Raw genomic sequence first — 22080 nt, forward strand, 5'->3', positions numbered from 1 at the left:
GATGCGACGTTTCGCACCGGGCGTGCTGCCGGTCTACGGCCTGCTGATCCTGCCCCTGCCTGTGCTCGTCGTAGTCGGCTACCTGTTGCCGACCCTCGGCGTGCTCGGCTGGAGCTTCAGCCTGCCGGAGTGGGGCACGCAGAACTATGCGGCCATCGCCGACAACGCCAACCTGCAGGCAGTGATCTGGCGCACCCTGCGCATCTGCCTGCTGACCACCGCGATCAGCGTCGCCATCGCCTACCTGATCGCCTACCGCTGGCGCTTCGCGACGCCGCGCGGCCGGCAGCTGATCGAGCTGTTCGTGCTGCTGCCGTTCTGGCTGTCGATGCTGATCCGTGCCTTCGCCTGGCTGGTGCTGCTGCGCAACGGTGGGCTGGTCAGCCAGGGCCTGATGGCCACCGGCTGGTTCGACGCGCCGCCGCCGCTGGTGCGCAACGAACTGGGCGCGCTGATCGGCATGGTGCACTTCATGGTGCCGTATGCGGTGCTGCCGCTGCTGTCTTCGCTGAAGCAGGTGGACGACAGCCTGCTGCGCGCTTCCAGCAGCCTGGGTGCGAGCCACTGGCAGACGCTCAAGGACGTCTTCATCCCGCTGACCTTGCCGGGCGTGGTCGCCGCGTCCGCCATCGTCTTCGTGTTCAGCCTCGGCTGCTTCGTCACCCCGGCGCTGCTGGGCGGCGGCAAGGCCGCGATGCTCGCCGAGTACATCTACGTGCAGATGTTCCAGCTCTCCAACTGGGGCCTGGGTGCGGCGCTGAGCATTGTGCTGATGCTGCTGGTGGTGGGCTGCGCGTTGCTGTTCGGACAACTCATCGGCTACCGCCGCCTGCTCGGGAGGACTGAGCTGTGACTCCGCAGGGAACCTATCTCTCCGCCATGCCAGTGAAAAAGCCGCAGCTGCCAAGCCCGGCGCTGGGGCGCTGGCTGTCCTGGACCGCGCTGGTGCTGTCCGCGCTGTTCCTGCTGCTGCCGATCCTGGTGATCGTGCCGCTGTCGTTCGGCAACCAGCGCTACCTGGCCTTCCCGGACGGCGGCTGGTCGCTGCGCCACTACGCAACGCTGTTCGACGGCGCGTGGCTGCTGTCGATCCTGCAGAGCCTGGGTCTGGCGCTGGTGGTCGGTGCGCTGTCCACGGCGCTGGCCTTCCTGTTTGCCACCGGCATCTGGCTGCAGCGGCGCTTCCGCACCGCGCTGACGCTGATCGTGCTGCTACCGATGATCGTCCCGCAGGTGGTCTCGGCGATGTCGATCTATTACCTCGACGCGCGCCTGGGCATCCTCGACAACCTGCTGGGCGTCGGCTTCGGCCACCTGCTGATGGCGCTGCCGTACTCGGTGATCGCCATGCTGGTGGCCTACGCGCGGCTCGACCTGAGCCTGTACAAGGCCTCGCGCTCGCTCGGAGCCGGGCTCTGGCCGACGCTCTGGCACGTGCTGCTGCCCAACGTGCGCGGCGGCATTCTCGGCGGCTTCTTCATGGGCTTCGTGATGAGCTGGGAAGAAGTCGTGGTGACCCTGTTCACCAGCGGCCTGAACGTGGTGACGCTGCCCAAGCGCATCTGGGACGGCCTGCGCTACAACCTCGACCCGGCGATCGCCGCCGTGTCCACGCTGATGATCGTCCTCACCCTGGCGGTGATGCTGCTACGCATGTACCTGGAGCGACAGCGACCGCCGTCCTGATCCACCCCGACTCACATCCGGTCGCCGCGCTGGCGACCCCAACCACTCTGTAGCAAAGCACCTGCCTGTCCCTGAGGAGGGAATCCCCATGCTTACCGCTTTCCCCGCGCGCACCTACCGTCAACGCGTCGAAGCCGTCAAACGCCGCATGGCCGATCGTGGCCTGGATGCCCTGGTGGTCAACTACCCGGACAACATCAACTACCTGACCGGCTTCGACAGCCTGGGCTTCCTCTGGTACCAGGCGCTGATCATCTCGCCGAAGCTGGCGGAGCCTGTGTTCCTCACCCGCACCAGCGAGGAGCCCTGCACCTGGGAGCTGTCGTGCATCAACGAGGCGATCTTCTATGACATCGCCAAGCAGGACCCGCTGAAGATCGTCGCCGACGTGCTCGCCCAGGCCGGCCTGTCCCAGGCGCGCATCGGCCTGGAAATGACCGCCTCGACCTTCTCCCCGGCGCAGTACAACGCGCTGCTGGGCTACATGCCCGAAGCCCGTTTCGAAGACGCCGGCCCGCTGGTCGCCGAGAACCGCCTGATCAAGACAGCCGAGGAAATCGAGTACCAGCGCAGCGCCGCACGCATGGCCGACCAGGGCATGCTGGCCGCCTTCGAAGCGCTGCGTCCGGGCATCTCCGAGGTGGAAGTTGCGGGCATCGTCGCCAACGCCCTGGGCCGCGCCGGCAGCGAGTACTCGGCGATCAGCCCGATGTGCGCCACCGGCCGTCGCAGCACCATGACCCACGCGATGCCGCACCGTCAGACCATCAGCCATGGCGACGTGGTGATTCTTGAACACGCCGGCGTGTGCAACCGCTACCACGCGATCCTCATGCGCACCGCGGTGATCGGCAAACCCAGCCCGCGGGTGAAGGAAGTGGCGACCCTGCTCACCGAGGCCTTCAACGCCGCCATCGACATCGCCAAGCCGGGCACCCCGGTGGGCGAGGCCAACCGCGTGTGCAACCAGATCCTCGACCGCATCGACCTGTCGCGTACCCGCGTACACCGCATCGGCTACAGCCTGGGCCTGGCCTACCCGCCGACCTGGCTGGAAGCGATGATGGTGGACGAGGCCGACGACCACGTGTTCCAGCCGAACATGTCGTTCTCCATCGAGCCCAACCTGTCCTTGTACAACGAAGGCTTCGGCATCAAGCTCGGCGACACCGTGCTGTGCGGCGAGAAGGGTTCGGCGAGCCTGTCGGAGATACCGCCGGAACTCACCATCATCGACTGATACGGGCTCGCCTTCAGCCGTATAACGTCGTTGGGCGGCCTTGCCGTGCTAAAGCACTGTCTTCGGCCGCCCGCCTGGTTCTCCAGCTGAATGCAAACCCGTATGAACCTGATTGAAGCGTGTATGCGCCTGCGGGCGCAGTGATGAAGTCCGAGGGTTTCTGATGAGTCACACGATGGATATTTTCTGGCACGACGACGTGCTGCGCCACGACACCGCCGCTGGCGTGTTCGAGGCGCCGCCCAGCGACCTGCTGGCCGAGCAGTTGCTGCACCCGGAGAGCAACCCCCGGCTGCTCAACATGCGCGCCATCCTCCAGCGCGGGCCGGTCGCCGGCTCGTTGAACTGGCACGAAGGCCGACATGCCAGCGAAGAGGAACTGCTGCGCTTCCACGATGCCGATTACCTGCGCGGCATCTTCGCGGCGGACGCCCAGGGCAAGCGTTTCAGCAGCACCACGCTGATGTCCGCCGGCAGTCTCGCCGGCCTGCTGGCCGCCGCCGGCACCAGCCTGCTGGCGCTGGAAAGCGTGCTGGCGACCGGCAACCCGGCCATGGCCCTGGTGCGCCCTCCGGGCCACCACGCTGCGCCGGCCATGGCCGACGGCTACTGCTTCTTCAACAACGTCGGGGTTGCCGCGCGCGCCGCGCAGGCGGCGGGGCTGGAGCGGGTGGCCATCGTCGACTGGGACGTGCACCACGGCAACGGCACCCAGGAAGGTTTCTACGACGATCCTTCGGTATTCACCGTGTCCCTGCACATGGACCACGGCGCCTGGGGGCCAAGCCACCCGCAGAGCGGTGCGGCCGATGAGCGCGGCTACGGCGCGGGGCTGGGCAGCAACCTCAACCTGCCGCTGCCCATGGGCTCGGGCGACCAGCTCTACGAGATGGTTTTCAGCCGCTTCGTCGAGCCGGCGCTGCGCGCCTTCAAGCCGGACCTGCTGATCATCGCCAACGGCCTGGACGCCTCGCAGTTCGACCCCAACGGTCGCCAGCTGGTGACCATGCAGGGCTTCAACCGCCTGGCCCGCCGCGCCCGTGCGCTGGCCGACGAGCTCTGCCAGGGGCGCCTGCTGGTGGTGCAGGAGGGCGGCTACAACCCGGCCTACAGCGCCTATTGCCTGCATGCCGCGACAGAAGGCTTCCTTGGCCAGCCGTCCACGCTGCCCGACCCGCTGGCGTACATGCCGGAACCGGCCGCGCGGGTGGAAGCCGACCTCGCCGCGCTGGACACGCGGCTGGCGACGGCGGGATGGAAGTTCGCCTGAGCCTCCGGCGCGCCCAGTTCGCGCCGGGCTGACCGCCTTCTGCGGCGGATAACGCGCCAGCGTTATCCGCCGCAGAAGGCCCGGCGGATAACCTGTTCCAGGTCATGCGCCCTACGAGTCGGGCCGGCATGCCGCTGCGCTCTTTGTAGGATGGGTGGAGCGCAGCGATACCCATGCGGATGGCGCAGGAAACTGATGGGTATCGCTGCGCTCCACGCCATCCTACGAACTCTCTCTGACCTCGACATTCAACTGGCTAGCGATGATTGCGATAGCGCTCGGTCAGGGACTGCACGCGGGCGACGTAGGTTTGCGTCTCGGCGTAGGGCGGTATTCCGTTGTACTTGTCGACGGTCATTTCACCGGCGTTGTAGCTGGCCAGCGCCAGCCGCTGATTGCCGTTGAAGCGCTTGAGCAGCCAGGCCAGGTAGCGCACGCCGCCACGGATGTTCTGCCGTGCATCGAAGGGGTTGCTGACATTGAAACGCTCAGCGGTGTCGGGCATCAACTGCATCAGACCCTGGGCGCCGGCGATGGAAATCGCGTTGGGCTGGAACGCCGATTCGGCATGGATCACCGCACGGACCAATGCCTGGTCGACGCCGTAGCGCGTCGAGGCCGACTCGATTTCCCTCCGGTAGGAGCGAGTGTCCAGGCGCAGGTTGGCGACGTTGAAATCCTTCGGCGCCATGCACAGGTAGCAGCCCTTGATGTAATACACATCGATCACATCGACCCGTGCCGAGATCCCGACCGGGCGACGGCTCACGTACTGGCGAACGCCCTTGTGGACGAAGGTGTACACCCGAACCCGCCCTGCGCCCGGCTCGTCCCCGCGCTCGGTCGCTGGCGAGGCTTTCGACCTGGCACCGGCAGTCGCGCCCGACTTGCTGGTCTGGCTTGTCTTACCGTTCTGAGGCGTGCAGCGCGCGCCGGCAACGGCGTGGCTGGTATGGCTGACGGTCCCGTCGCGGGCCTGGCATTTGAACAGGGCGTTGGCGTAGAACGGAGCGGCCAGCAGCGCCAGTCCGATGCAGCCAGGAAGGCTCCTGCGAGCCCATCGCCAGGTTCTGGAACTCATCAAACCGCTCCGCGCTGCAGGCGCCGATCAGGCCGGAGAAGCCTGATCCGGGTAAAGGGAAGAGCCATCAGGGGTGGTCTTGGCAGGGTTGAACCTGCCGACCTGCCGTTTCGTTTCGCTAGTTATAGCCCTTTCAAACGGCTGTGGAGCTTGGGGGGACGTACGGCTGGCTGCCGTACCAGGTTACGGTGCAGGTCCGCAGATTCGCGAGCAAGTTCGCTTCTACGCAGTGCGTGTGGCACCCCTTGTAGGAGCGAGCCTGCTCGCGAACACCTGCAACGCCGAACTCAACCGAGAATGAAATACACCTTGCGCACCGGCGTGAGGTTTTCCCAGGTGCCCTTGAATCCCGCCGCGACCACGAAGGAATCCCCCGGCCCGAAGGTCTTCGCCACGCCATCGGCGTCGGTCAGGCGCACGCTGCCTTCGAGGATGTGGCACAGCTCGTCGTAGTCGCACTCGCAGCGTTCCAGGTGCACGCCGGCTTCCCAGATACCGGCGATGGCGTTCTTTTCCGAGGCGCTGAAGTGCCGCCAGCTGCGGCTCTGGTACGGCGCATCGACGATCGCCGGGTCGTTGATCTCGCGCTCCTGCGGGGCGAGGTCGGGGTTGGCGAAATCGATGACGTGGCGGGGCAGGGTGGACATGAGGTTCTCCATCAGGAATCGAAACCGATGCCGAAGGCATCGAAAGTCTTGAGCAGCAGGTCGCGGCGGCCGGTGCGGTCTTCCTTGGCCAGCGAACGCTGGGCCAGGCGCACGCCGAGGTAGCGCAGCGGCTCAGGCGGGAAGGGGAAGGGCTTCTGCGAGGTCATGCGCAGTCGAGTGCGTTCAGTGCTTTCGCCGCCCAGTTGGTCGAGCATGTTCAGCGCAGCGAAGCGGCTGGCCGCCACGCCCTGGCCGGTGAAGCCCAGCGCATAGGCGACGCGCCCGCCGAGCACGCAGCCGGTGAACAGCGTGGTGCGCGCCGAGGTGTCGATGATGCCGCCCCAGGCATGGCTGAACTCAACCGGGCCGAGCTGCGGGAAGGCCTCGCGGAACTGTCCGGCCAGGCGCTGGAAGCTTTCCGGGCGCTGGGTCAGGGCCTCGTCGCGGCGGCTGCCGAAGTGATAGATGGCGTCGAAGCCGGCCCAGAGGATGCGGTTGTCGGCAGTCTTGCGCAGGTAGTGGAACTGGTTGCCGGCATCGGCGATGCCGTAGCGGTCGACCCAGCCGATGGCGCGCAGCTGGTCGTCGGTGAGCGGCTGGGTGACCAGCGAGTAGTCGTACACCGGGATCACGCTGGAGTTCAGGTGGTCGAGCAGCGGTGGTGCGATGTTGGTCGCCAGGGCGATCTGCCCGGCCTCCAGCTCGCCACGATCGCAGCGCAGCATCAGGCGATCGCCGCGCTGGTGCAGCTCGTGCACGGGAGTGTTCTCGAACAGCTCGATACCTTGCTCCAGGCATACCCGGCGCAGCTCGGCGGCCATCTTCGCCGGGTTGAGCAGCGCGTAGTTGGGCTCGAAAACGCCGGCCTTGTACATCGGCGAGTCGAGCTTCTGCGCCAGTTCCGCGCCTTCGAGCCACTCGCAGTCGATGCCGAAGCGCTGGTAGTTGCTCTGCATGCCGCGCAGGCCTTCGACCTGCCAGGGCTGCATGGCGACGCTGAGCTTGCCGCGGCGCTCGAACTCCACGTTCATGCCGAAGCGCTTCAGGTCCGCCTCGAACTCGTCGAGGTTCTGACGGCCCAGGCGTACCAGGGTTTCGGCTTCTTCCGGCCAGCGGCGAAGGGCATTGCCTACGCCGTGGGAAATACTCGGCGCGCAGAAGCCACCGTTGCGCCCGCTGGCCTCGCCACCGCAGCGACGCGCCTCGACCACTGCGATGTTTGCGCCGGGCCAGCGCAGGCGCGCGTGCAGGGCGGTCCAGAGACCGGTGAAGCCGCCGCCGACCACCACCAGGTCGAAGCGGCGATCCGCTTCCAGAGCCGGTGCGGCGGGAGCGGGATCGAGAGTGTCGAGCCAGAAAGGTCGGGGAGTGGCGTGCGCAAGAAGGGCGGATGTCATCGGAAAACTCCGGCAGAATGTCGGAAGAAAAAGCGGTCTTCGGGCCGCGTCCGAGTTTTGTAATCGCTCCGGGGTGCCCAGGCATACGGCTTGCCGCTCTTTGCGGGCACGCCCGGAGCAGCAAAAGCCGGCCAAGACCGGCAGGGGAAAACCATGAGCGCAGAAGCATGAGCGAAGAACAGGGCTGGAGCGCCACGCTCGAAGGCTCGACCTACCAGCCCGATCCGGCGAGCGCTGTTACCCATGCGGTGGTGATGCGGTATCACCAGGCCTGGCGCCGCCATGACATCGAGGCGCTGATGGCGCTGTTCGACCCGCAAGTGGAGTACAACGATTTCTTCCAGGGTCGTCGGATCGCGCCGAACGAACTGCGCGAGTACCTGCAGACCAGCATGCCCGCAGCAGGGGATGAGTCGCAGGTCTACGCCGACCGCCTGCGGGTCGATGGTGACACCGCCTTCCTGCAGTACCAGGTGACCCTGCGTGGCACCCAGGGGCTGGTGTCCTTCCGCGCCACCGAGGCCTACACCGTGCGTGACGGGCGGATCATCCGCGTCAACGAGCACGCAGCCCTGGTCGGCCAGCCGCAGAAAACCGCCAGCGAGCCGCAGCCGCGCATGGCCGACAGCCGCCTCGGGCTCTCCGCGCGGCAATTGAGCCTGCTCGGCGGCGACATCCAGCAGTACTTCCAGCAGACCCGGCCGTTCCTCAACCCCGATCTGGACATGCCCCAGGTCGCGGCGGCCACCGGCTACACGCGCAACCAGATTTCCTACTTCCTCAACCAGGTACTGGGGCTGAGCTTCTACCAGTACCTGAACCAGCTGCGGCTGCGCCACCTGCTCGGCCAGCTCGACGGCGCTACCAGCGTCACGCGCATCGATGAGCTGGCGCGGGCAGCGGGGTTCCGCTCGTTGTCGACCTTCTACCGCTGCTTCCGCGAGGAGACGGGGTTGTCGCCCAAGGCCTATCTGGAGCAGAAGGCGACTTCGTGAGCGGATCGCTTTTATAGGATGGCGCGGAGCGAAGCGATACCCATCAATAGGCAGGCGACCCCGGCGATGGGTATCGCTTCGCTCCACCCATCCTACGGGGTGCCGTGTACCCGCATGGCGCGCTCCGCGCGTGCCCGCATGCACGGCGCCCGCGTTATCAACCCCGTGCCCATTTCCCTATGCTCGGCCCACAAGCATTCCAACAAGCTCAGGAGACCTTCGCATGCGCGACCAGCTCTATATCGATGGCCAATGGCAGGCACCCGCGCAAGGCGGCCGCTTCGAGGTGTACGAACCCTCCAGCGAAACCGTGCTGACCGAAGTCGCCGCTGCCACCGGCGAGGACGTGGATCGCGCCGTGCAGTCCGCGCGTCGGGCTTTCGATGAGGGCGAGTGGGGTCGCAGCAGCGGCAAGGAACGCGCCGGCTACCTGCGCGCCATCGCCGACAACCTGCGTGGCCGCCGCGAAGACCTGGCCCGCCTGGAGGTGCAGGACAACGGCAAGCCGCTGCCCGAGGCGCAGTGGGATATCGACGACGCCATCGGCTGCTTCGACTACTACGCCGAGCTGGCCGAAGGGCTGAATGACGAGGGGGAAGTGGTCGCCTTGCCCGACGAGCGTTTCGCCTGCCGCGTGCTGCGCGAGCCGGTCGGCGTGGCGGGGCAGATCATCCCGTGGAACTACCCGCTGCTGATGGCTTCGTGGAAGGTCGCGCCGGCGCTGGCAGCTGGTTGTACCGCCGTGCTCAAGCCTTCTGAGCTGACCCCGCTGACTTCTCTGGAACTGGCCGCTGCCGCTGATGCCGTGGGCTTGCCCAAGGGCGTGCTCAACGTGGTCACCGGCCTGGGCCGTGACGCCGGCTCGCCGCTCTCGGCGCATCCGGGCGTGGACAAGCTGGCCTTCACCGGCAGCGTGCCGACCGGGCGCGCGATCATGCAGGCGGCGGCCCAGGACATCAAGAACGTCAGCCTGGAGCTGGGCGGCAAGTCGGCATTCATCGTCTTCGATGACGCGGATGTCGAGGCAGCCGTGGAGTGGATCCTGTTCGGCATTTTCTGGAACCAGGGCCAGGTCTGCAGCGCCACATCGCGCCTGCTGGTGCAGGACGGCCTGCACGACCGGCTGATCGAGCGCCTGGTGGAAGAGACCCGCCGCATCACCATCGGCAATGGCCTGGAGCCGGGCGTGCTGCTCGGCCCGCTGGTCAGCGCCGGCCAGCACGCCAAGGTGTTGCAGGCCATCGAAGCTGGCGTGCGCGATGGGGCGAAGCTGGTCACTGGCGGCAAGCGTCCGGCCCATCGCGAGAAAGGCTGGTTCGTCGAACCGACAGTGTTCATCGACGCACCGCTGGAAAGCGCCGTCTGGCGCGAGGAAATCTTCGGCCCGGTCCTCGCCGTGCGCCGCTTCAAGGACGAAGCCGAGGCGCTGCGCCTGGCCAACGACAGCCAGTTCGGCCTGGCAGCGGCGGTGATGTCCGCCGACCCGGCGCGTTGCCAGCGCGTGAGCCGCGGTCTGCGCGCTGGCATCGTCTGGGTCAACTGTTCGCAGCCGACCTTCACCCAGGCGCCGTGGGGTGGCTACAAGCAGAGCGGCATCGGCCGCGAGCTGGGCGTATGGGGGCTGGACAACTACCTGGAGACCAAGCAGGTCACCGAGTACCTCAGCGACCAACCGTGGGGCTGGTACATCAAGTAAGGCAAGTCAGGTGATGTGATGAGGCAGCGGATAACCCGTTCCGCGTACTGAGTTCCTGCAGGATGCGTAGAGCGCAGCGATACCCATGCTGCCGGTGTGAGGCATTGATGGGTATCGCTGCGCTCCACGCCATCCTACGTTGCGCTCATACGGTGAAACCAAGGCGCTGTCAGACCAACCCCTTCCCCTGCAGATGCTCGCGCAGGTAGTCGATGAACACCCGCACCTTGCGCGTGCTGCGGCGGTGCGGCAGGTAGAGCACATGCACCCAGGGCCCGAAGGCGCTCTGGTCGCGCCAGCAGTCGGGGAGCTGTTCCACCAGTTCGCCGCTTTCCAGGTAGGGCAGTGCGCTCCATTGCGGGAGGAACTGCAGCCCCTGGCCATCGAGCAGGCACGAGAGCAGGAAGTCGTAGTTGTCGCTGGCGATGCGCGGCACCGGCTGGCGGATGCGGATGCGTTCGCCGTCCCTCTGCACCCACCAGAAATTCCGGTTCAGCAGCGGGTGCCGGAAGATCAGCCAGTCGTGCTCCTCGTAGTTCTCCAGCGTCACGTCCAGGCCCTTTTCCGCGAGGTACTTCGGGCTGGCGCAGAGCATCAGGCGGTTCTCCAGCAGCGGCTGGGCGATCACGTCCGGCAGGTCGATGGGGCCGTCGCGCAGGGCGATGTCGTAGCCGCCTTCCACCAGGTCGACGAACTCGTCCAGCAGGTCCACTTCCAGCCGCACCTGCGGGTGCTCGCGGAGGAAGCGGCAGCACACCGCGTTGAAGAAGGCCGGGGCGAAGGAGGGCGGTGAGACGATGCGCAGGCTGCCGCGCAGTTCGGTCTGCAATTGCTCGACTTCCTCGCTGGCGCGTTGCAGTTGCATCAGCGCCGAGCGCGCGCCGTCCAGGTAGATGTGCCCAGCCTCGGTCAGCGCCATACGTCTAGTCGTACGCTCGAACAGGCGCTGACCCAGTTCGGCTTCCAGCTGCGCCACGCCTTTGGTGATCGCTGATGGCGTCTTGCCCAGCTGCTCGGCGGCGCGGCTGAAGCCGCCGTGGTCGGCGGTGGCGACGAACATGGTGAGGGCGGTCATCTTGTCCATGGATTGCTTCCTGGTATTGCTTCCTGACAGGAACAGAAGTTGTGCGGGAAGTCAGTGTTAAAGCCGCCGGGGCTTTTGCTTAACCTTCGTCACAGATCAACAATAACGAAGGCTCTGCGATGAAACTACTGATTCCGGCGCTGGTGTCGGCGGCTTGTGCTTTTTCCTCGATGGAAATTATGGCCGCCGCCGACCTTATCTTCCACGGCGGCAAGGTCTACACCGCCGAACCTGGCCAGTCGCTGCAACAGGCGGTGGCGGTGGAGAACGGTCGCATCCTCGCCGTCGGCTCCGACGCGCAGATCCTCAAGCTGCAGCAATCGGCGACCGAGGTCATCAATCTGCACGGCCAGGTGCTGATGCCCGGTTTCATCGACGCCCACACCCACCTGGTCAAGGGCGGCCTGCAGATGCTCCAGGCCAACCTGGACAACCAGGACCTGCCGCTCGCCGAGTTCGAGAGCAAGCTGCGCCAGTGGCGCGACGACGGCCGTGCGCGGCGTGGCCAGTTCCTCTATGTCGGCGGTGTGCCGACGGCCTACTGGGACGAGCTCGGCGAGTTGCAGCAGCGCTTCAACCAGGGTGAATGGGCGAAACAGCCGATCCTCCTGGCCGGCGGCGATTACCACACCGGCTGGGCCAATCAGGCGTTGCTCGACCTCGCCGGCATCGACGCGGCCAAGGTCAAGGCGCTCAAGGGTGAGGAGCAGGCCACTATCGGCCACGGCGCCGATGGCAAGCCCAACGGCTTCCTGGTGGATGCCGGCCTCTACCCGGTGCAGGCGCTGCTGCCGCTGGCCAGCAACGACGAGTTGCTCAAGGCCCTGAAGGGCGCCCAGAGCTATTACCACGAACTGGGCATCACCGCCTGGATGGAACCCCTGGCGAACGAGAACCCCGGCGGCGACATCCACAACGATTCCGTCGGCGTGCTTCCGGCTTACAGGATGCTGGCGCAAGAGGGCGGGCTGACCGCGCACGTCGCCGCCCTGCTGATGGCCGACTCCAGGGCGACCCCCGCCGACCTCGACGAGCTGGACAAGGTGCGCCAGCAATTCATCGATGTTCCCAACCTGACGCTGCCGGGCATCAAGGTATTCGCCGACGGTGTGGCCGAGGTGCCGGCGCAGAGCGCGGCGATGCTCGAGCCCTACAGCAACTCGAAAAAATACGGCGAACTGCTGATCGACCCCAAACATTTCGGCGAGCTGGTCAGCGCAGCCGACGCCCGCGGCTGGCTGGTGCACATCCACGCCATCGGTGACCGCGCAGTGCGTGAGTCGCTCAACGGCATCGAGCAGGCACGCAAGGACCGCCACAGCGGCATCCCGCATTCGATCACCCACCTGCAGATGGTCAACCCCAAGGACTTCCCGCGCTTCAAGGCGCTCGACGTGATCGCCGCCATGCAGCTGTACTGGGCCGCGGCCGACGAAAACAGCGTCGACCTGGTCAAGCCCTACGTCAGCGCCATGGCCTTCCTGCACATGTACCCGGCGCGCTCGCTGCTGAAGAACGGCGCGACCCTTTCCGGCGCCAGCGACTGGCCGATTACCACGCCTGATCCCTGGAAGGCCATCTACCAGGCGATCCAGCGCGTCGGCCCTAAGGGCGTGCTCAACGCCGCCGAGGACATCGACCGGCAGACCATGTTCCAGGCCTACACCCTCAATGCCGCGCGCACCATGCGCCTGGAACAGAGCATCGGTTCGCTCAAGCCGGGCAAGCAGGCCGACCTGATCCTGCTCGACCGCGACGTGTTCACGGTCAAGCCCGAAGCACTGCGCGACACGCGGGTGCTCAAGACCTGGTTCGCCGGCCGCGAAGTCTATAGTCGTCCAGGCGACAAACTCTGATCCAACCGGAGCGCTCCGCGCTCCGGCCCGTTTAAAAAGCAATTGCAGGAGCCTTGCCGTGATTCTTCATACCTTCACCACCGACATCCGCGACCCGCTGCATCGTGGCCGGCAGATCGGCGAAACCTTCGCCGAGCAGATCCGCCAGACCGTGGCGCTGTACCTGGACTTCTTCCCGCGCGTCGGCGTGGAGTTGGACAAGGCGCGCGCCATCGGCGAAGCCAGCCTCGCGGCGCTGGCCGACTGGTGCCCGGCCCTGGCCAGGGAAGTCGAAGGCCTGGCCCTGGGCGTCGGACTGCCGCTGTGGCAGCTGGCGGCGCTGAATGCGCGGACCGAAATTCTCGCGGTGATGCCCGAGCAACCGGTGGAAGGCGAGTGCTCCACCTCCGTCTATGCCCCGGCGGGCGCGGCTGCCCCGCGCAGCCTGCAGACCTGGGACTGGCACGACAGCCTGGTGCCCCACGGCCTGCTGCTGGGCTTCACCGGCAGCACCGGCCTGACCGCCAAGCTGTTCACCGAGTTCGGCATGCTCGGCAAGATCGGCGTGAACAGCGCAGGGCTCGGCATGCACTTCAACATCCTGCACCACGCCAGTGACGACGGCAGCGCCGGCGTGCCGGTGCATGCCATCGCCCGCCGCGTGCTGGAAGAAGCCACCAGCGTTACCGAGGCCATCGACATGGCGCGCTCGGCGCGGGTCAGTGCGTCCACCGTGTTGACCGTCTTCACCCGCAATGACGTCCGTGCCCGTGTCGCCAGCATCGAGATGAGCCCGGCGCACACCGCCGTGGTGGTGCCGCGCGAGGATGGCTGGCTGCTGCACACCAACCACTTCCTCGACGGCGAGTTGAGCTGGGGCGAGCGCACCGCGGACGTGTCCACCACCTACGCGCGCCTGGAGCACCTCAAGGCCGCCACCTCCGGTATGACTGGCAAGGCCCTGCGCGAGCGCGCCGACGCCTTCTGCGGCGCAGACGGCGACCAGGCGGTGGTGTGCTTCCACCCGGACATGTCCGAGCCGGACACCGAACGCTGGGAAACCCTGCTGAGCATCGGCCTGGATACCACTGGCTGCGCGCTGGAGTACGTGGCCGGCACGCCGAAGAAGCTGGCGGATGAGGGGTTCCTGCGGTTCTGACGCTCCTCCTCCCGTCGTAGGGCGCATAACGCGCCAGCGTTATCCGCCGCCGAGCTACGGCGGATAACCCGTTTTGGATTGTGCGCCCTGCGTATCACCACTTGCCAAACCAACGCCCCGTAACGGCCCGCCGGCCGCCGCGAGGGTTTCGTGTTGCCACAAAAACAAGAGTGAACCGCCATGATCGACCACACGCCCGCAGCTCCCGGCTCGCGCTCGGCATTCCGCACCTTCTGCGTCTCCGGCATGGGCACTGCGCTGGAGTTCTACGATTTCGTCATCTACGGCTACGCCGCCGCGCTGATCTTCCCGCAGCTGTTCTTCCCCGGCATGGACCGCCTGACCGCCGTGCTGGTTGCCTTCGCGGCGTTCGGCGCCGGCTTCTTCGCCCGCCCGCTGGGCGGCGTGGTGTTCGGCCACCTGGGGGACCGCTACGGTCGGCAGAAGGCGCTGGTTGCCACCCTCGTGCTGATGGGCCTGAGCACCCTGCTGATCGGTTTCCTGCCGACCCACGCCAGCATCGGCGCGGCCGCGCCCGTTCTGCTGGTGCTGCTGCGCCTGGTGCAGGGTTTCGCCGCCGGCGGCGAGTGGGGCGGGGCAGCGCTGTTCGGCATCGAGGTCGCGCCCAAGGGGCGTCGTGGCCTGTGGGGCAGCTTCACCAGCATGGGCATCGGCATCGGCGGCATCTTCGGTTCGGCGGTGTTCGCCATCGTCAGCTTCGCCTTCGACGACGACCTCAGCGGCATCGCCTGGCGCATCCCGTTCTGGCTCGGCGGCCTGCTGGTGCTGGTCGGTCTCTACGCGCGCCTGCAGAACACCGCGCCGCAGCCCAAGGCCACGCCGCAAGCCGAGGCGCGCATGCCGTTGATGGAAGCCTTCCGCCGTCGCCCGCGCGAGCTGCTGCTGTGCATCGGCATCGCCTTCGGCTACGTCACCATTGCCTATATCGGCAGCACCTTCTTCCTCGCCTACGCGACGGACATCGGCTACAGCAGCAGCCATGCCTTGCTGTTCGACTTCTCGCTGTCGGTGGCCATCGTCCTGTCCGCGCCGTTCTTCGGGCACCTGTCGGACCGCTTTGGCCGCCGCGCGGTGATGATCTTCGGCGCGGCCATCATGGCGCTCGGGCTGTTCGCCTTCTTCCCGCTGATCGGCCTGCACAATCTGCCGCTGGCGCTGCTGGCCTATGTCGCCGTGGGCTTCTTCATGGGCGCGACCCAGGGGCCGATCCCGGCCTTCCTCGCCGAACAGTTCCCGCGGGAGATGCGCTACTCGGGCATCTCGTTCAGCTACCAGATCGGCGCGGCACTGGGCGGCGGCACGGCGTCGAGCATTGCCACCGCCATCCTCATCGCCACCGGGCGCAACCCGTTCGGCGTGGCACTCTACGGCGCGGGGGCACTCTTGCTGGTGGCGGTGTGCTCCTGGCTGCTGCGCGAAACCTCGCGCCTGTCGATGGAAGTGATCGACCGCGACGACGTTGCACCCGGCAGCGCGTCGGTACAGGCGATCAACTGACCGCGCGCGTCCTGGTGCCTGGCACAATGCCGAGCACCAGGGTGCAGCCGAGCAGGATGGTCAGCGCGCCCACGCCCTGTATCAGCGACAGGCTTTCGCCGAGCACCAGCGCGCCCACCAGCACCGCGACCACGGTGACGACGAATTCGACGCTGATGGTCCTGGTCGCGCCAATGCGGGAAACGAGCTGGAAGTAGACGACGTAGTTCACCGCGCTGAACACGCAACCGCAAAGCAGCAGGAAGAGGAAGTCGACCGGTTGCGGCGTGCCGGGCACCGGCACCCAGATCAGCAAGGGCAGGGTCAGCAGCCCGCCGATCCCGAATGCGCCGCAGGTCACTTCCCAGGGCCCGGCGGTACGCAGTTTGAGGCTGGCGTAGTTGCTGCCGAAGGCCGCGCACACCGCGCCGAACACCGAGGCCGCGCTGCCGAGGATGAACTCGTGGGTGATCGGCACCGCCGGGAAGCCCACCAGCAGCACCATCCCGCAGAAGCCCAGCACCAACCCGCCCAGGCCGCTCCAGGTGATGCGCTCCAGGCCCCAGAGGCGGCCGATGAGCATGGAGAACAGCGGAATGCCGGCGACGAAGATCGCCGCCATGGCGGTGCCGATGCGCGGTGTGGCGTAGGTCATGCCGATCAGTTGGCCGGCCACCGTGGTCGCGCCGACCACGCACAGCGGCTTCCACAACCCTTCGAAATTCAGCCGGCGCCCGGATAGTTTGGCCACCGCGAACAACGTGAAGCTGGCGATCAGCGCGCGGAAGCTGACTGCGCCAACCCAGCCGAACCCGGCGATGGCCTTGAGCAGCACGAGAAAGGACAGCCCCCAGCCGATCGCAAGGAACAGATAGGCGGCAAGGTCGCGCGGTTGCATACGACTCCGGTGGCACAAGGCAGAAGAGGGCCACCGAAAAGCGGCGGCGAATGCGTCTATCTTGCCGGGCGCCCCTGGCGCTTGGGAAGGCGGCGCACCGACGTTTTGCTGTCTGCCGGCGGCGCCTTTCAGCTGCCGGTATTGCATCCTGGCACAGCAGTGCGGGGGCGAAGCGGTTTCCGCTAGGAGTTTTCCGCCCGCCTGTTCGCCAGGGCCTGTGGGTTCGCCATGTTCTTCGGTGCTCCGCCGAAGAACGCCACCACGTTGTCGAAGGCATCGCCGAAGTACAGCTCGTAGCCGTTCTTTTCCACGTACCCCAGGTGTGGGGTGCAGAGCGCGCGGGGATGCTTCAGCAGGTCGTTGTCGGCGGCGAGCAGCGGCTCCTGTTCGAAGACGTCCACGGCCGCGTAGCCAGGCCGTCCGGCGTTCAGGGCCTGCAATAGCGCGCCAGGAGCGATGAGCTCGGCGCGGCTGATGTTCACCAGCAGGGCGCTGGGCTTCATGCCTGCCAGGTCCGCGAAGGTGACCCCATGACGGGTGCTCTCGGACAGGCGCAGGTTGAGGCTGAGGATATCCGCCTCGGCAAAGAAGGCCGCGCGCGAAGCAGCCGCCTGATGACCATCGGCGATGGCGGCGGCCCGGCTGTTGTCGCTGCCCCAGACCAGCACAGGCATGTCGAACGCCTGCGCATAGCGCGCCAGACGCTGGCCGATCTTGCCGTAGCCCCAGATGCCCAGCGTCTGCCCGGCCAGCGCGTGGCCCAGGTTGACCTGCCATTGCCCGGCCTTGAACGCTTCGATAGCCGGAACGAGTTGCCGGCGCGCGGTGAGGATGAGCGCCCAGGCCAGTTCGGCGGGCGCCACGGGCGAGCCCCGTCCCTCGGTCACCATGATGCCGCGCTCGGTGCAGGCGTCCAGGTCGAGGTGGCCGGACACCTTGCCGGTCTGGCTGATCAGCTTGAGCCTGGGCAGCCTGTCGAGCAGCGCGGCGTCGATACGGGTGCGCTCGCGGGTGAGCACCAGCGCGTCGGCATCGGCGAAGCGCGCGGCCAACTCGTCCGCCGAAGCGGGGCCCAGGTCATGCAGCACGCGCACGTCGTGCCCGGTCAGTTGGCTGTAGCAGTCCAGCGTTCGGATCACGTCCTGGTAGTCATCGGGGATGACGATGTTCATGGGGAGTCCGCCTCTGCGGTCGTTTGGGTTACCGCAGGACGATATCCGATCTTCAAAAAGCCCGCACAGAGGCGGGCTGAAACTGTGGCAGATCCGCGCAGGGCCTCAGCGTGACGCCCGGGCTTCCGCCTCCAGCAGTCTCGCCGCATCACCTACACGCATCCATACGCCGCCCTGCCATTCGAGCAAGGCCAGCGGATGGTCCTGCACCCTGCGCTGGAAATAGCGCGGGCCGTTGCCTTGCTGCAGCCGCGAATCCCGCAGCACCGGCACCACCTCGTTACTCAGCCACTGCCGCAGGTTGCGGTTTTCCGGGTGGAAAAAGTAGAGCAACAGCAGCGTATACAGGCCGCTTTCGCTGACCAGCAATTCGTCCTCGCGGCAGCCGGCCAACGGCTCCCAGCGGTACTGGTCCGGGTCGAGCTTGCGCGGCACGCGGGCGCTGAAGTGGGTGTTGGTCAGGCGCGCCAGGTCGCGGGCGACGAACCAGGCCTGGTGGTCGATCATCAGCGCGCGCAGGGTACGGTCGAAACGGTGAAAGGTCTGGGCAATCAGGCCGGAATTGGCCGGGAATTCGATCCTTGGAGTCATGGGCGTTCTCCGTGCGCAGGGCAGGAAGTACAGCGAGAAAACCGCCTCCGAAAGGGAAGGGAGACGGACCGTGCAAGGGTGGAAACCGGTGGATTACCGCCAAAGACCGGCCGGGCCGAAGCCCGCCTCACACGGTCCGCCATAGACAGCCAGGGGTGACCCAGCCTGGTAAAAGACTGGGCCGTTCCTGCTACGGCAAAGCGGTATCCAAACAGGTTTCCACACCTGGCCACGGCTGTTCCGTGGCGGAGGAAACGCTAAGCAGAGGCTTTGTAGGACCGCAATGCCGATGGCGAGTCAGGAACTTCCCGGAGGCCAGCGCCGCGCCGGAAGGATGCTTCGCGACGTAGGAGCCAGGCTCAGGAAAGGTGGGAGAGGGTGACAGTCCAAGCGGTGCGCGTATGCAGGATGACTCGCCTCGACTGGAAGGAATGCGGAAAACACGGCGGGTTATTCGTCCTACGGAAGAGTTAGACCATTACAGAAAGCCGCTCAGCCCTGATCGACTCTGCGCATGCTCCGCCTCGAACGGGTGACTCTGGATACCAACCTCACTTGCCAGTACTGCGATTCAGTGGCGGGAACAGCCGTGGGGGCATCTGGTCATACGCCCGCTTCCGGCCGATTGGTGCCTTTGATGTGGGGCGGTTACCGACCCACAGCTGTCGTTCACGCTGACAGAGACTGGTCAGGAGCTAGCGTCAAGCGCCTACGAATTAAGGGGCGACTCAGTAGGCGCTGTAGCCATTGCGTGAGGTCTCGCCGCGTCACCATGTGCAGAAGCTGGCAGGGCTAGAATCAAGACTAGGTATGGAGTAAGTTATTTCCTTGATGTCATATGGCCTCTATCGTGTTACAGGTCTCAGTCAAGGAGTGGATTGCATGGGGCTGTTCAGTTCGTTAGACGAATTCTTCTTTGGCCCTCCAGGTGTTGCTGGCGGCCTTGTGGGCGATGTCGTAGATGCGATTTCTGAGAGTCCGGGCAAAACCATCGCTGTCGTCGCTGCGACCGTAGCAACCGGAGGCGCTGCGTTGGTTGCAGCTCCAGCGATTGCTGCAACAGCTGGTGCAGCGGGGCTGTTGGGTGCGGCAAGCACAGGTACCGCGATCAGCACACTTTCCGGTGCCGCATTGACTAACGCTTCGCTCGCGGCGCTTGGTGGGGGAGCTGTTGCTGCTGGTGGTGGTGGCATGGCAGTCGGTACTGCCGTTGTTGCTGGCACAGGGGCAGCCGTAGGTGCGGGCGTATCGGGCACGATTGCAGCAAAGAGCTGAATGGCGCCCAAGGTCTGGTGAAGTAAGAGTGCGACTTCTACTGAGCCAGACCTTTTGCTTGTCCAGGTAGAAAAGGGGACAGATAGAAAAGGATAGATTTATTTTCAAACTCGCGCTATCGAAAAATAAATCTGTCCCTTTTTCGTCTAGGTTTAATGAGGTAGTGAGAGTCTATCCTCGTGCAATGCCAGAGTTGACTCTCAATAGCACAGGCGTGGTATATGGCTTAATCGAAAAGCGCCCGACCCGATTTAGTATATTACTTGTTCCTTGCGATGCTGGCTAAAAAATTACCTTTATAAACTCCATGCCCGCTACAGTCGGCATATAGCAATGCTCTGAGCTGTCGCTCACTGGACGTCTAAAGTCTGCGCTTTGGACGCCCATTAGTTTGATTGTTAGGCTACTAGAGGTTTCATATGAAAATTTCTCGTTATGGATCAACCGCAAATCATGGCACTAGCACCATAGATCTAAAAAAAATCCGGTTGGTGTGGGATGAAAATAAAAATAGCGTAGTCATACGATCTAATAGCGTTAGGGACTTCAATACCGACTCAAATCATAACTATCGAATTGAATTATCCTTAGATGAGTTAGCTGGAATTATTAGCATGCTCGGTTCTGAAGGGGTTGACTCATGCCCTGATGCAATTGAGCACGAATTCGAGAAACACATAAAGTCGCTGAACAGGATTGTTTATGCGGCTTCTGGGATTCTTGCCAAATCCAGTGATAATGTAGTCTGACAAGTGCTTAAAGCCGTTTGCTGCACTCACTGGCATGGGCTCAAGCTGGCCTCTTAATCAAAAGTTAGTATTGGCTCCAATATTGCTATTTATTCGGAATGATTACTTATGGCAAATGGTTTTACTGAGTTCCTCGTGGCCGCAAATTCTTCGGCGCCCCGCACACTATTTGAGTCCATTCGCCTAGTTGGCAATGCGTCTTCCGGCTTTTGCAAGAGTTGGCTTGCTCAGGATATGTCCGATGCACTTGCAACTAGTGAGGAAGCCTTTGGACTTCTAGACCATATTCAGAACGAATTGCTCAGGCATCGTGATCGACTCGACAAGCTGCCTGGCTGGCAGGGATCACTTTTGCAAGTGGCACTTCAACAAAAAGTTGGGGATTTGGTTGATCCTGTCAGTGCTGCAGAAAAGGCGGCGTTTCTAGCGCAAGTAGCGGGTAGTGGTTCGATACCTATGGGCGCAACGGTTAAGGATTTGCGGCTTGTTGATGCACTGAATAAGCTCAAGCACCGTGGATCAAATACTGTCAACTTTTCCGTTGGTGGAAGCGGGCAACACTTGCTTGTCTTCTTCACGCATGGTGGGATGGGTCGTCTCGACACCATATCAAGCTTCGACGTAGATGTTTTTTGTCGCGCATGCAAGCTTGCGGCCGCAGCAGTATGACGGCTGACGCGCCACTCCAGCGTTAGGTTAGGCAGAAAAGGGAACAGATTTATTGTTAAACCTCGCGCTCTCGAAAAATAAATCTGTCCCCTTTTCTCGCAACCGACCGCGGAGACTGAACTGCCTAGCATAAACAGTAGCAATGCACCTACCTCCTCCTCGGTGTGTAAGCGTATGAAGTTAGATGCCAGTGGCTACCGAAAATTAAGACATTAATTTATTTTGTTATAAGAAACCATGAATGTAGAAGACAAGAAATTTGAGTTGCATAAGCTTGCAAAAAACGTAAAACTTTGGCAGGTCGTTGTCGCGATATATGTTGTGCTCGTTTTTTTAATATATTTCCTATGGTTTGGATTTTTAAATTCCGGCACCATATCTCATCAAGCCTCGAGGTGGGGTGAGTTTGGGGATTATATTGGAGGCGCGCTGAACCCCGTGCTCGCTCTTGCTGCATTCTTTTGGCTTACCAAGGCGGTTAGATATCAAAAAGAAGAATTGATTGATGCTGCCGCAGCCCTTCAGGATACCTCAAAGTCAGGAAGGGCACAGGTCGAAGCGATGGCGAACACGGTCAAGCTGAGTGCATACACCGCTTTGTTGAACTCAGTAATTAGCGATATTGAACAGCTTCGGTCGGACGCAAGGTTTATTGCTGGCCAGCTAACAATTGACCAAAAAGGCTACTCAACGAGGATGATTATTACTCCTGCTGGCGTGGAGATGAATAGCGACGCCGGCAGAGAGCATCTAAAAGTAATGCAAGCACAGCATCAGAAACTAATCGCTGAAAAAAACCACCTTAAGGAGGTAGTGAAAAATAGTGAAACTAACATGTTTGCCCACTCCTTGGATGAATCTCAATAAGCCATCGGCACCAGCTCCGTAAATCTAACCTATCTGGCTGCTTTCCCCCCCCCATTTAGTGCTGCCGAGTGGCTGCTTCTGGCCGATTGCAGCCTCTAGCGAGAGGCCGCTACCGACCCATAGCGGACTCTCGACCACGCTTCGCGAGCAGACTTGCCGCAAATTGCGCGATTCGATTGGTAGTGACATGCGTCAGAGACAGTGGCGCTCACTCTTCCAGGTGGCTGCACGAACATGTAACGAAATTGACATTATTTGTAACACCCGCTCGC

The 22080-nt window shown here is 64.0% G+C and carries 20 protein-coding genes; 13 read left to right on the forward strand and 7 right to left on the reverse strand.

Annotated elements, in window-relative coordinates:
- Position 1: 1 nt before the first annotated feature.
- The 4 genes from IB256_RS07015 (at position 2) to IB256_RS07030 (ending at position 4196) form a co-directional block, all read left to right on the forward strand.
- The gene (locus tag IB256_RS07015) at positions 2 to 853 is read left to right on the forward strand and encodes an ABC transporter permease (RefSeq protein WP_192295267.1); all 852 of its coding nucleotides are present in this window, start codon (positions 2 to 4) and stop codon (positions 851 to 853) included.
- Between the two features lie 26 nt (positions 854 to 879).
- A complete protein-coding gene (locus IB256_RS07020; RefSeq protein WP_192295331.1) occupies positions 880 to 1686 on the forward strand; it encodes an ABC transporter permease in 807 nt (268 codons plus the stop codon).
- An 88-nt stretch (positions 1687 to 1774) separates the two neighbouring features.
- Positions 1775 to 2926, forward strand: a complete 1152-nt coding sequence (locus IB256_RS07025) for a M24 family metallopeptidase (RefSeq protein ID WP_192401835.1) — start codon at positions 1775 to 1777, stop codon at positions 2924 to 2926.
- Between the two features lie 175 nt (positions 2927 to 3101).
- Positions 3102 to 4196 (forward strand): hypothetical protein, encoded by a 1095-nt coding sequence (locus tag IB256_RS07030; RefSeq protein ID WP_192295269.1) that lies wholly within the window; start codon positions 3102 to 3104, stop codon positions 4194 to 4196.
- A gap of 256 nt (positions 4197 to 4452) precedes the next feature.
- Here the strand turns inward: IB256_RS07030 and IB256_RS07035 are convergent, their stop codons facing one another.
- The 3 genes from IB256_RS07035 to IB256_RS07045 all read right to left on the reverse strand — a co-directional run bounded on the left by IB256_RS07035 (position 4453) and on the right by IB256_RS07045 (position 7321).
- A complete protein-coding gene (locus IB256_RS07035; RefSeq protein WP_192295270.1) occupies positions 4453 to 5277 on the reverse strand; it encodes a lytic transglycosylase domain-containing protein in 825 nt (274 codons plus the stop codon).
- 287 nt (positions 5278 to 5564) lie between these two features.
- A complete protein-coding gene (locus IB256_RS07040; RefSeq protein WP_192295271.1) occupies positions 5565 to 5924 on the reverse strand; it encodes a cupin domain-containing protein in 360 nt (119 codons plus the stop codon).
- A gap of 11 nt (positions 5925 to 5935) precedes the next feature.
- Positions 5936 to 7321 (reverse strand): NAD(P)/FAD-dependent oxidoreductase, encoded by a 1386-nt coding sequence (locus IB256_RS07045; protein WP_192401837.1) that lies wholly within the window; start codon positions 7319 to 7321, stop codon positions 5936 to 5938.
- A gap of 254 nt (positions 7322 to 7575) precedes the next feature.
- On the opposite strand from IB256_RS07045, the gene IB256_RS07050 reads away from it, so the two are divergent.
- Together IB256_RS07050 and IB256_RS07055 are read left to right on the forward strand one after the other, a co-directional pair.
- The gene (locus IB256_RS07050; RefSeq protein ID WP_225601688.1) at positions 7576 to 8316 is read left to right on the forward strand and encodes a nuclear transport factor 2 family protein; all 741 of its coding nucleotides are present in this window, start codon (positions 7576 to 7578) and stop codon (positions 8314 to 8316) included.
- Between the two features lie 223 nt (positions 8317 to 8539).
- Complete coding sequence (locus tag IB256_RS07055; protein WP_192295274.1) at positions 8540 to 10012, forward strand: aldehyde dehydrogenase family protein; 1473 nt, start codon at positions 8540 to 8542, stop codon at positions 10010 to 10012.
- Positions 10013 to 10181: 169 nt separating this feature from the next.
- Here the strand turns inward: IB256_RS07055 and IB256_RS07060 are convergent, their stop codons facing one another.
- Positions 10182 to 11096, reverse strand: coding sequence for a LysR family transcriptional regulator (locus IB256_RS07060; RefSeq protein WP_192295275.1), 915 nt, complete (start codon positions 11094 to 11096; stop codon positions 10182 to 10184).
- A 119-nt stretch (positions 11097 to 11215) separates the two neighbouring features.
- Here IB256_RS07060 and IB256_RS07065 point away from each other — a divergent pair, with 119 nt between their 5' ends.
- The 3 genes from IB256_RS07065 to IB256_RS07075 all read left to right on the forward strand — a co-directional run bounded on the left by IB256_RS07065 (position 11216) and on the right by IB256_RS07075 (position 15608).
- Positions 11216 to 12952 (forward strand): amidohydrolase, encoded by a 1737-nt coding sequence (locus IB256_RS07065; RefSeq protein WP_192401841.1) that lies wholly within the window; start codon positions 11216 to 11218, stop codon positions 12950 to 12952.
- 58 nt (positions 12953 to 13010) lie between these two features.
- Complete coding sequence (locus IB256_RS07070; RefSeq protein ID WP_192401843.1) at positions 13011 to 14090, forward strand: C45 family autoproteolytic acyltransferase/hydolase; 1080 nt, start codon at positions 13011 to 13013, stop codon at positions 14088 to 14090.
- Positions 14091 to 14270: 180 nt separating this feature from the next.
- Positions 14271 to 15608: an MFS transporter gene (locus tag IB256_RS07075; protein WP_192401845.1), complete on the forward strand. Its 1338-nt coding sequence runs from the start codon at positions 14271 to 14273 to the stop codon at positions 15606 to 15608.
- On the opposite strand, the gene IB256_RS07080 is transcribed toward IB256_RS07075, so the two are convergent.
- The 3 genes from IB256_RS07080 to IB256_RS07090 all read right to left on the reverse strand — a co-directional run bounded on the left by IB256_RS07080 (position 15601) and on the right by IB256_RS07090 (position 18248).
- Positions 15601 to 16485: a DMT family transporter gene (locus IB256_RS07080; protein ID WP_192401847.1), complete on the reverse strand. Its 885-nt coding sequence runs from the start codon at positions 16483 to 16485 to the stop codon at positions 15601 to 15603. The two genes, IB256_RS07075 and IB256_RS07080, sit on opposite strands and share 8 nt — an antisense overlap.
- A gap of 182 nt (positions 16486 to 16667) precedes the next feature.
- Complete coding sequence (locus IB256_RS07085; protein WP_192401849.1) at positions 16668 to 17657, reverse strand: D-2-hydroxyacid dehydrogenase family protein; 990 nt, start codon at positions 17655 to 17657, stop codon at positions 16668 to 16670.
- Between the two features lie 105 nt (positions 17658 to 17762).
- A complete protein-coding gene (locus tag IB256_RS07090; RefSeq protein WP_192401851.1) occupies positions 17763 to 18248 on the reverse strand; it encodes a phage antirepressor in 486 nt (161 codons plus the stop codon).
- An 882-nt stretch (positions 18249 to 19130) separates the two neighbouring features.
- On the opposite strand from IB256_RS07090, the gene IB256_RS07095 reads away from it, so the two are divergent.
- From IB256_RS07095 to IB256_RS07110, 4 genes are all read left to right on the forward strand, one after another.
- Entirely contained in the window at positions 19131 to 19523 is a 393-nt protein-coding gene (locus IB256_RS07095) for a hypothetical protein (protein WP_192401854.1), read from the forward strand.
- A gap of 419 nt (positions 19524 to 19942) precedes the next feature.
- Positions 19943 to 20272 (forward strand): hypothetical protein, encoded by a 330-nt coding sequence (locus IB256_RS07100; protein ID WP_192401856.1) that lies wholly within the window; start codon positions 19943 to 19945, stop codon positions 20270 to 20272.
- A 234-nt stretch (positions 20273 to 20506) separates the two neighbouring features.
- Positions 20507 to 20941 (forward strand): hypothetical protein, encoded by a 435-nt coding sequence (locus IB256_RS07105; RefSeq protein ID WP_192401858.1) that lies wholly within the window; start codon positions 20507 to 20509, stop codon positions 20939 to 20941.
- Positions 20942 to 21178: 237 nt separating this feature from the next.
- On the forward strand, positions 21179 to 21808 hold the full coding sequence (locus tag IB256_RS07110; protein WP_192401860.1) for a hypothetical protein: 630 nt from the start codon (positions 21179 to 21181) through the stop codon (positions 21806 to 21808).
- The last annotated feature ends 272 nt before the right edge of the window (positions 21809 to 22080 follow it).

Origin of the sequence: Pseudomonas sp. PDM17, from assembly GCF_014851985.1 — a bacterium.
Classification (GTDB): domain Bacteria; phylum Pseudomonadota; class Gammaproteobacteria; order Pseudomonadales; family Pseudomonadaceae; genus Pseudomonas.

Coding starts and splice junctions, on each gene's coding strand:
- IB256_RS07015 (WP_192295267.1), top strand. CDS start 2: ATGCGACGTTTCGCACCGGGCGTGCTGCCGGTCTACGGCCTGCTGATC.
- IB256_RS07020 (WP_192295331.1), top strand. CDS start 880: ATGCCAGTGAAAAAGCCGCAGCTGCCAAGCCCGGCGCTGGGGCGCTGG.
- IB256_RS07025 (WP_192401835.1), top strand. CDS start 1,775: ATGCTTACCGCTTTCCCCGCGCGCACCTACCGTCAACGCGTCGAAGCC.
- IB256_RS07030 (WP_192295269.1), top strand. CDS start 3,102: ATGGATATTTTCTGGCACGACGACGTGCTGCGCCACGACACCGCCGCT.
- IB256_RS07035 (WP_192295270.1), bottom strand. CDS start 5,277: ATGAGTTCCAGAACCTGGCGATGGGCTCGCAGGAGCCTTCCTGGCTGC.
- IB256_RS07040 (WP_192295271.1), bottom strand. CDS start 5,924: ATGTCCACCCTGCCCCGCCACGTCATCGATTTCGCCAACCCCGACCTC.
- IB256_RS07045 (WP_192401837.1), bottom strand. CDS start 7,321: ATGACATCCGCCCTTCTTGCGCACGCCACTCCCCGACCTTTCTGGCTC.
- IB256_RS07050 (WP_225601688.1), top strand. CDS start 7,576: ATGCGGTATCACCAGGCCTGGCGCCGCCATGACATCGAGGCGCTGATG.
- IB256_RS07055 (WP_192295274.1), top strand. CDS start 8,540: ATGCGCGACCAGCTCTATATCGATGGCCAATGGCAGGCACCCGCGCAA.
- IB256_RS07060 (WP_192295275.1), bottom strand. CDS start 11,096: ATGGACAAGATGACCGCCCTCACCATGTTCGTCGCCACCGCCGACCAC.
- IB256_RS07065 (WP_192401841.1), top strand. CDS start 11,216: ATGAAACTACTGATTCCGGCGCTGGTGTCGGCGGCTTGTGCTTTTTCC.
- IB256_RS07075 (WP_192401845.1), top strand. CDS start 14,271: ATGATCGACCACACGCCCGCAGCTCCCGGCTCGCGCTCGGCATTCCGC.
- IB256_RS07080 (WP_192401847.1), bottom strand. CDS start 16,485: ATGCAACCGCGCGACCTTGCCGCCTATCTGTTCCTTGCGATCGGCTGG.
- IB256_RS07085 (WP_192401849.1), bottom strand. CDS start 17,657: ATGAACATCGTCATCCCCGATGACTACCAGGACGTGATCCGAACGCTG.
- IB256_RS07090 (WP_192401851.1), bottom strand. CDS start 18,248: ATGACTCCAAGGATCGAATTCCCGGCCAATTCCGGCCTGATTGCCCAG.
- IB256_RS07095 (WP_192401854.1), top strand. CDS start 19,131: ATGGGGCTGTTCAGTTCGTTAGACGAATTCTTCTTTGGCCCTCCAGGT.
- IB256_RS07100 (WP_192401856.1), top strand. CDS start 19,943: ATGAAAATTTCTCGTTATGGATCAACCGCAAATCATGGCACTAGCACC.
- IB256_RS07105 (WP_192401858.1), top strand. CDS start 20,507: ATGTCCGATGCACTTGCAACTAGTGAGGAAGCCTTTGGACTTCTAGAC.
- IB256_RS07110 (WP_192401860.1), top strand. CDS start 21,179: ATGAATGTAGAAGACAAGAAATTTGAGTTGCATAAGCTTGCAAAAAAC.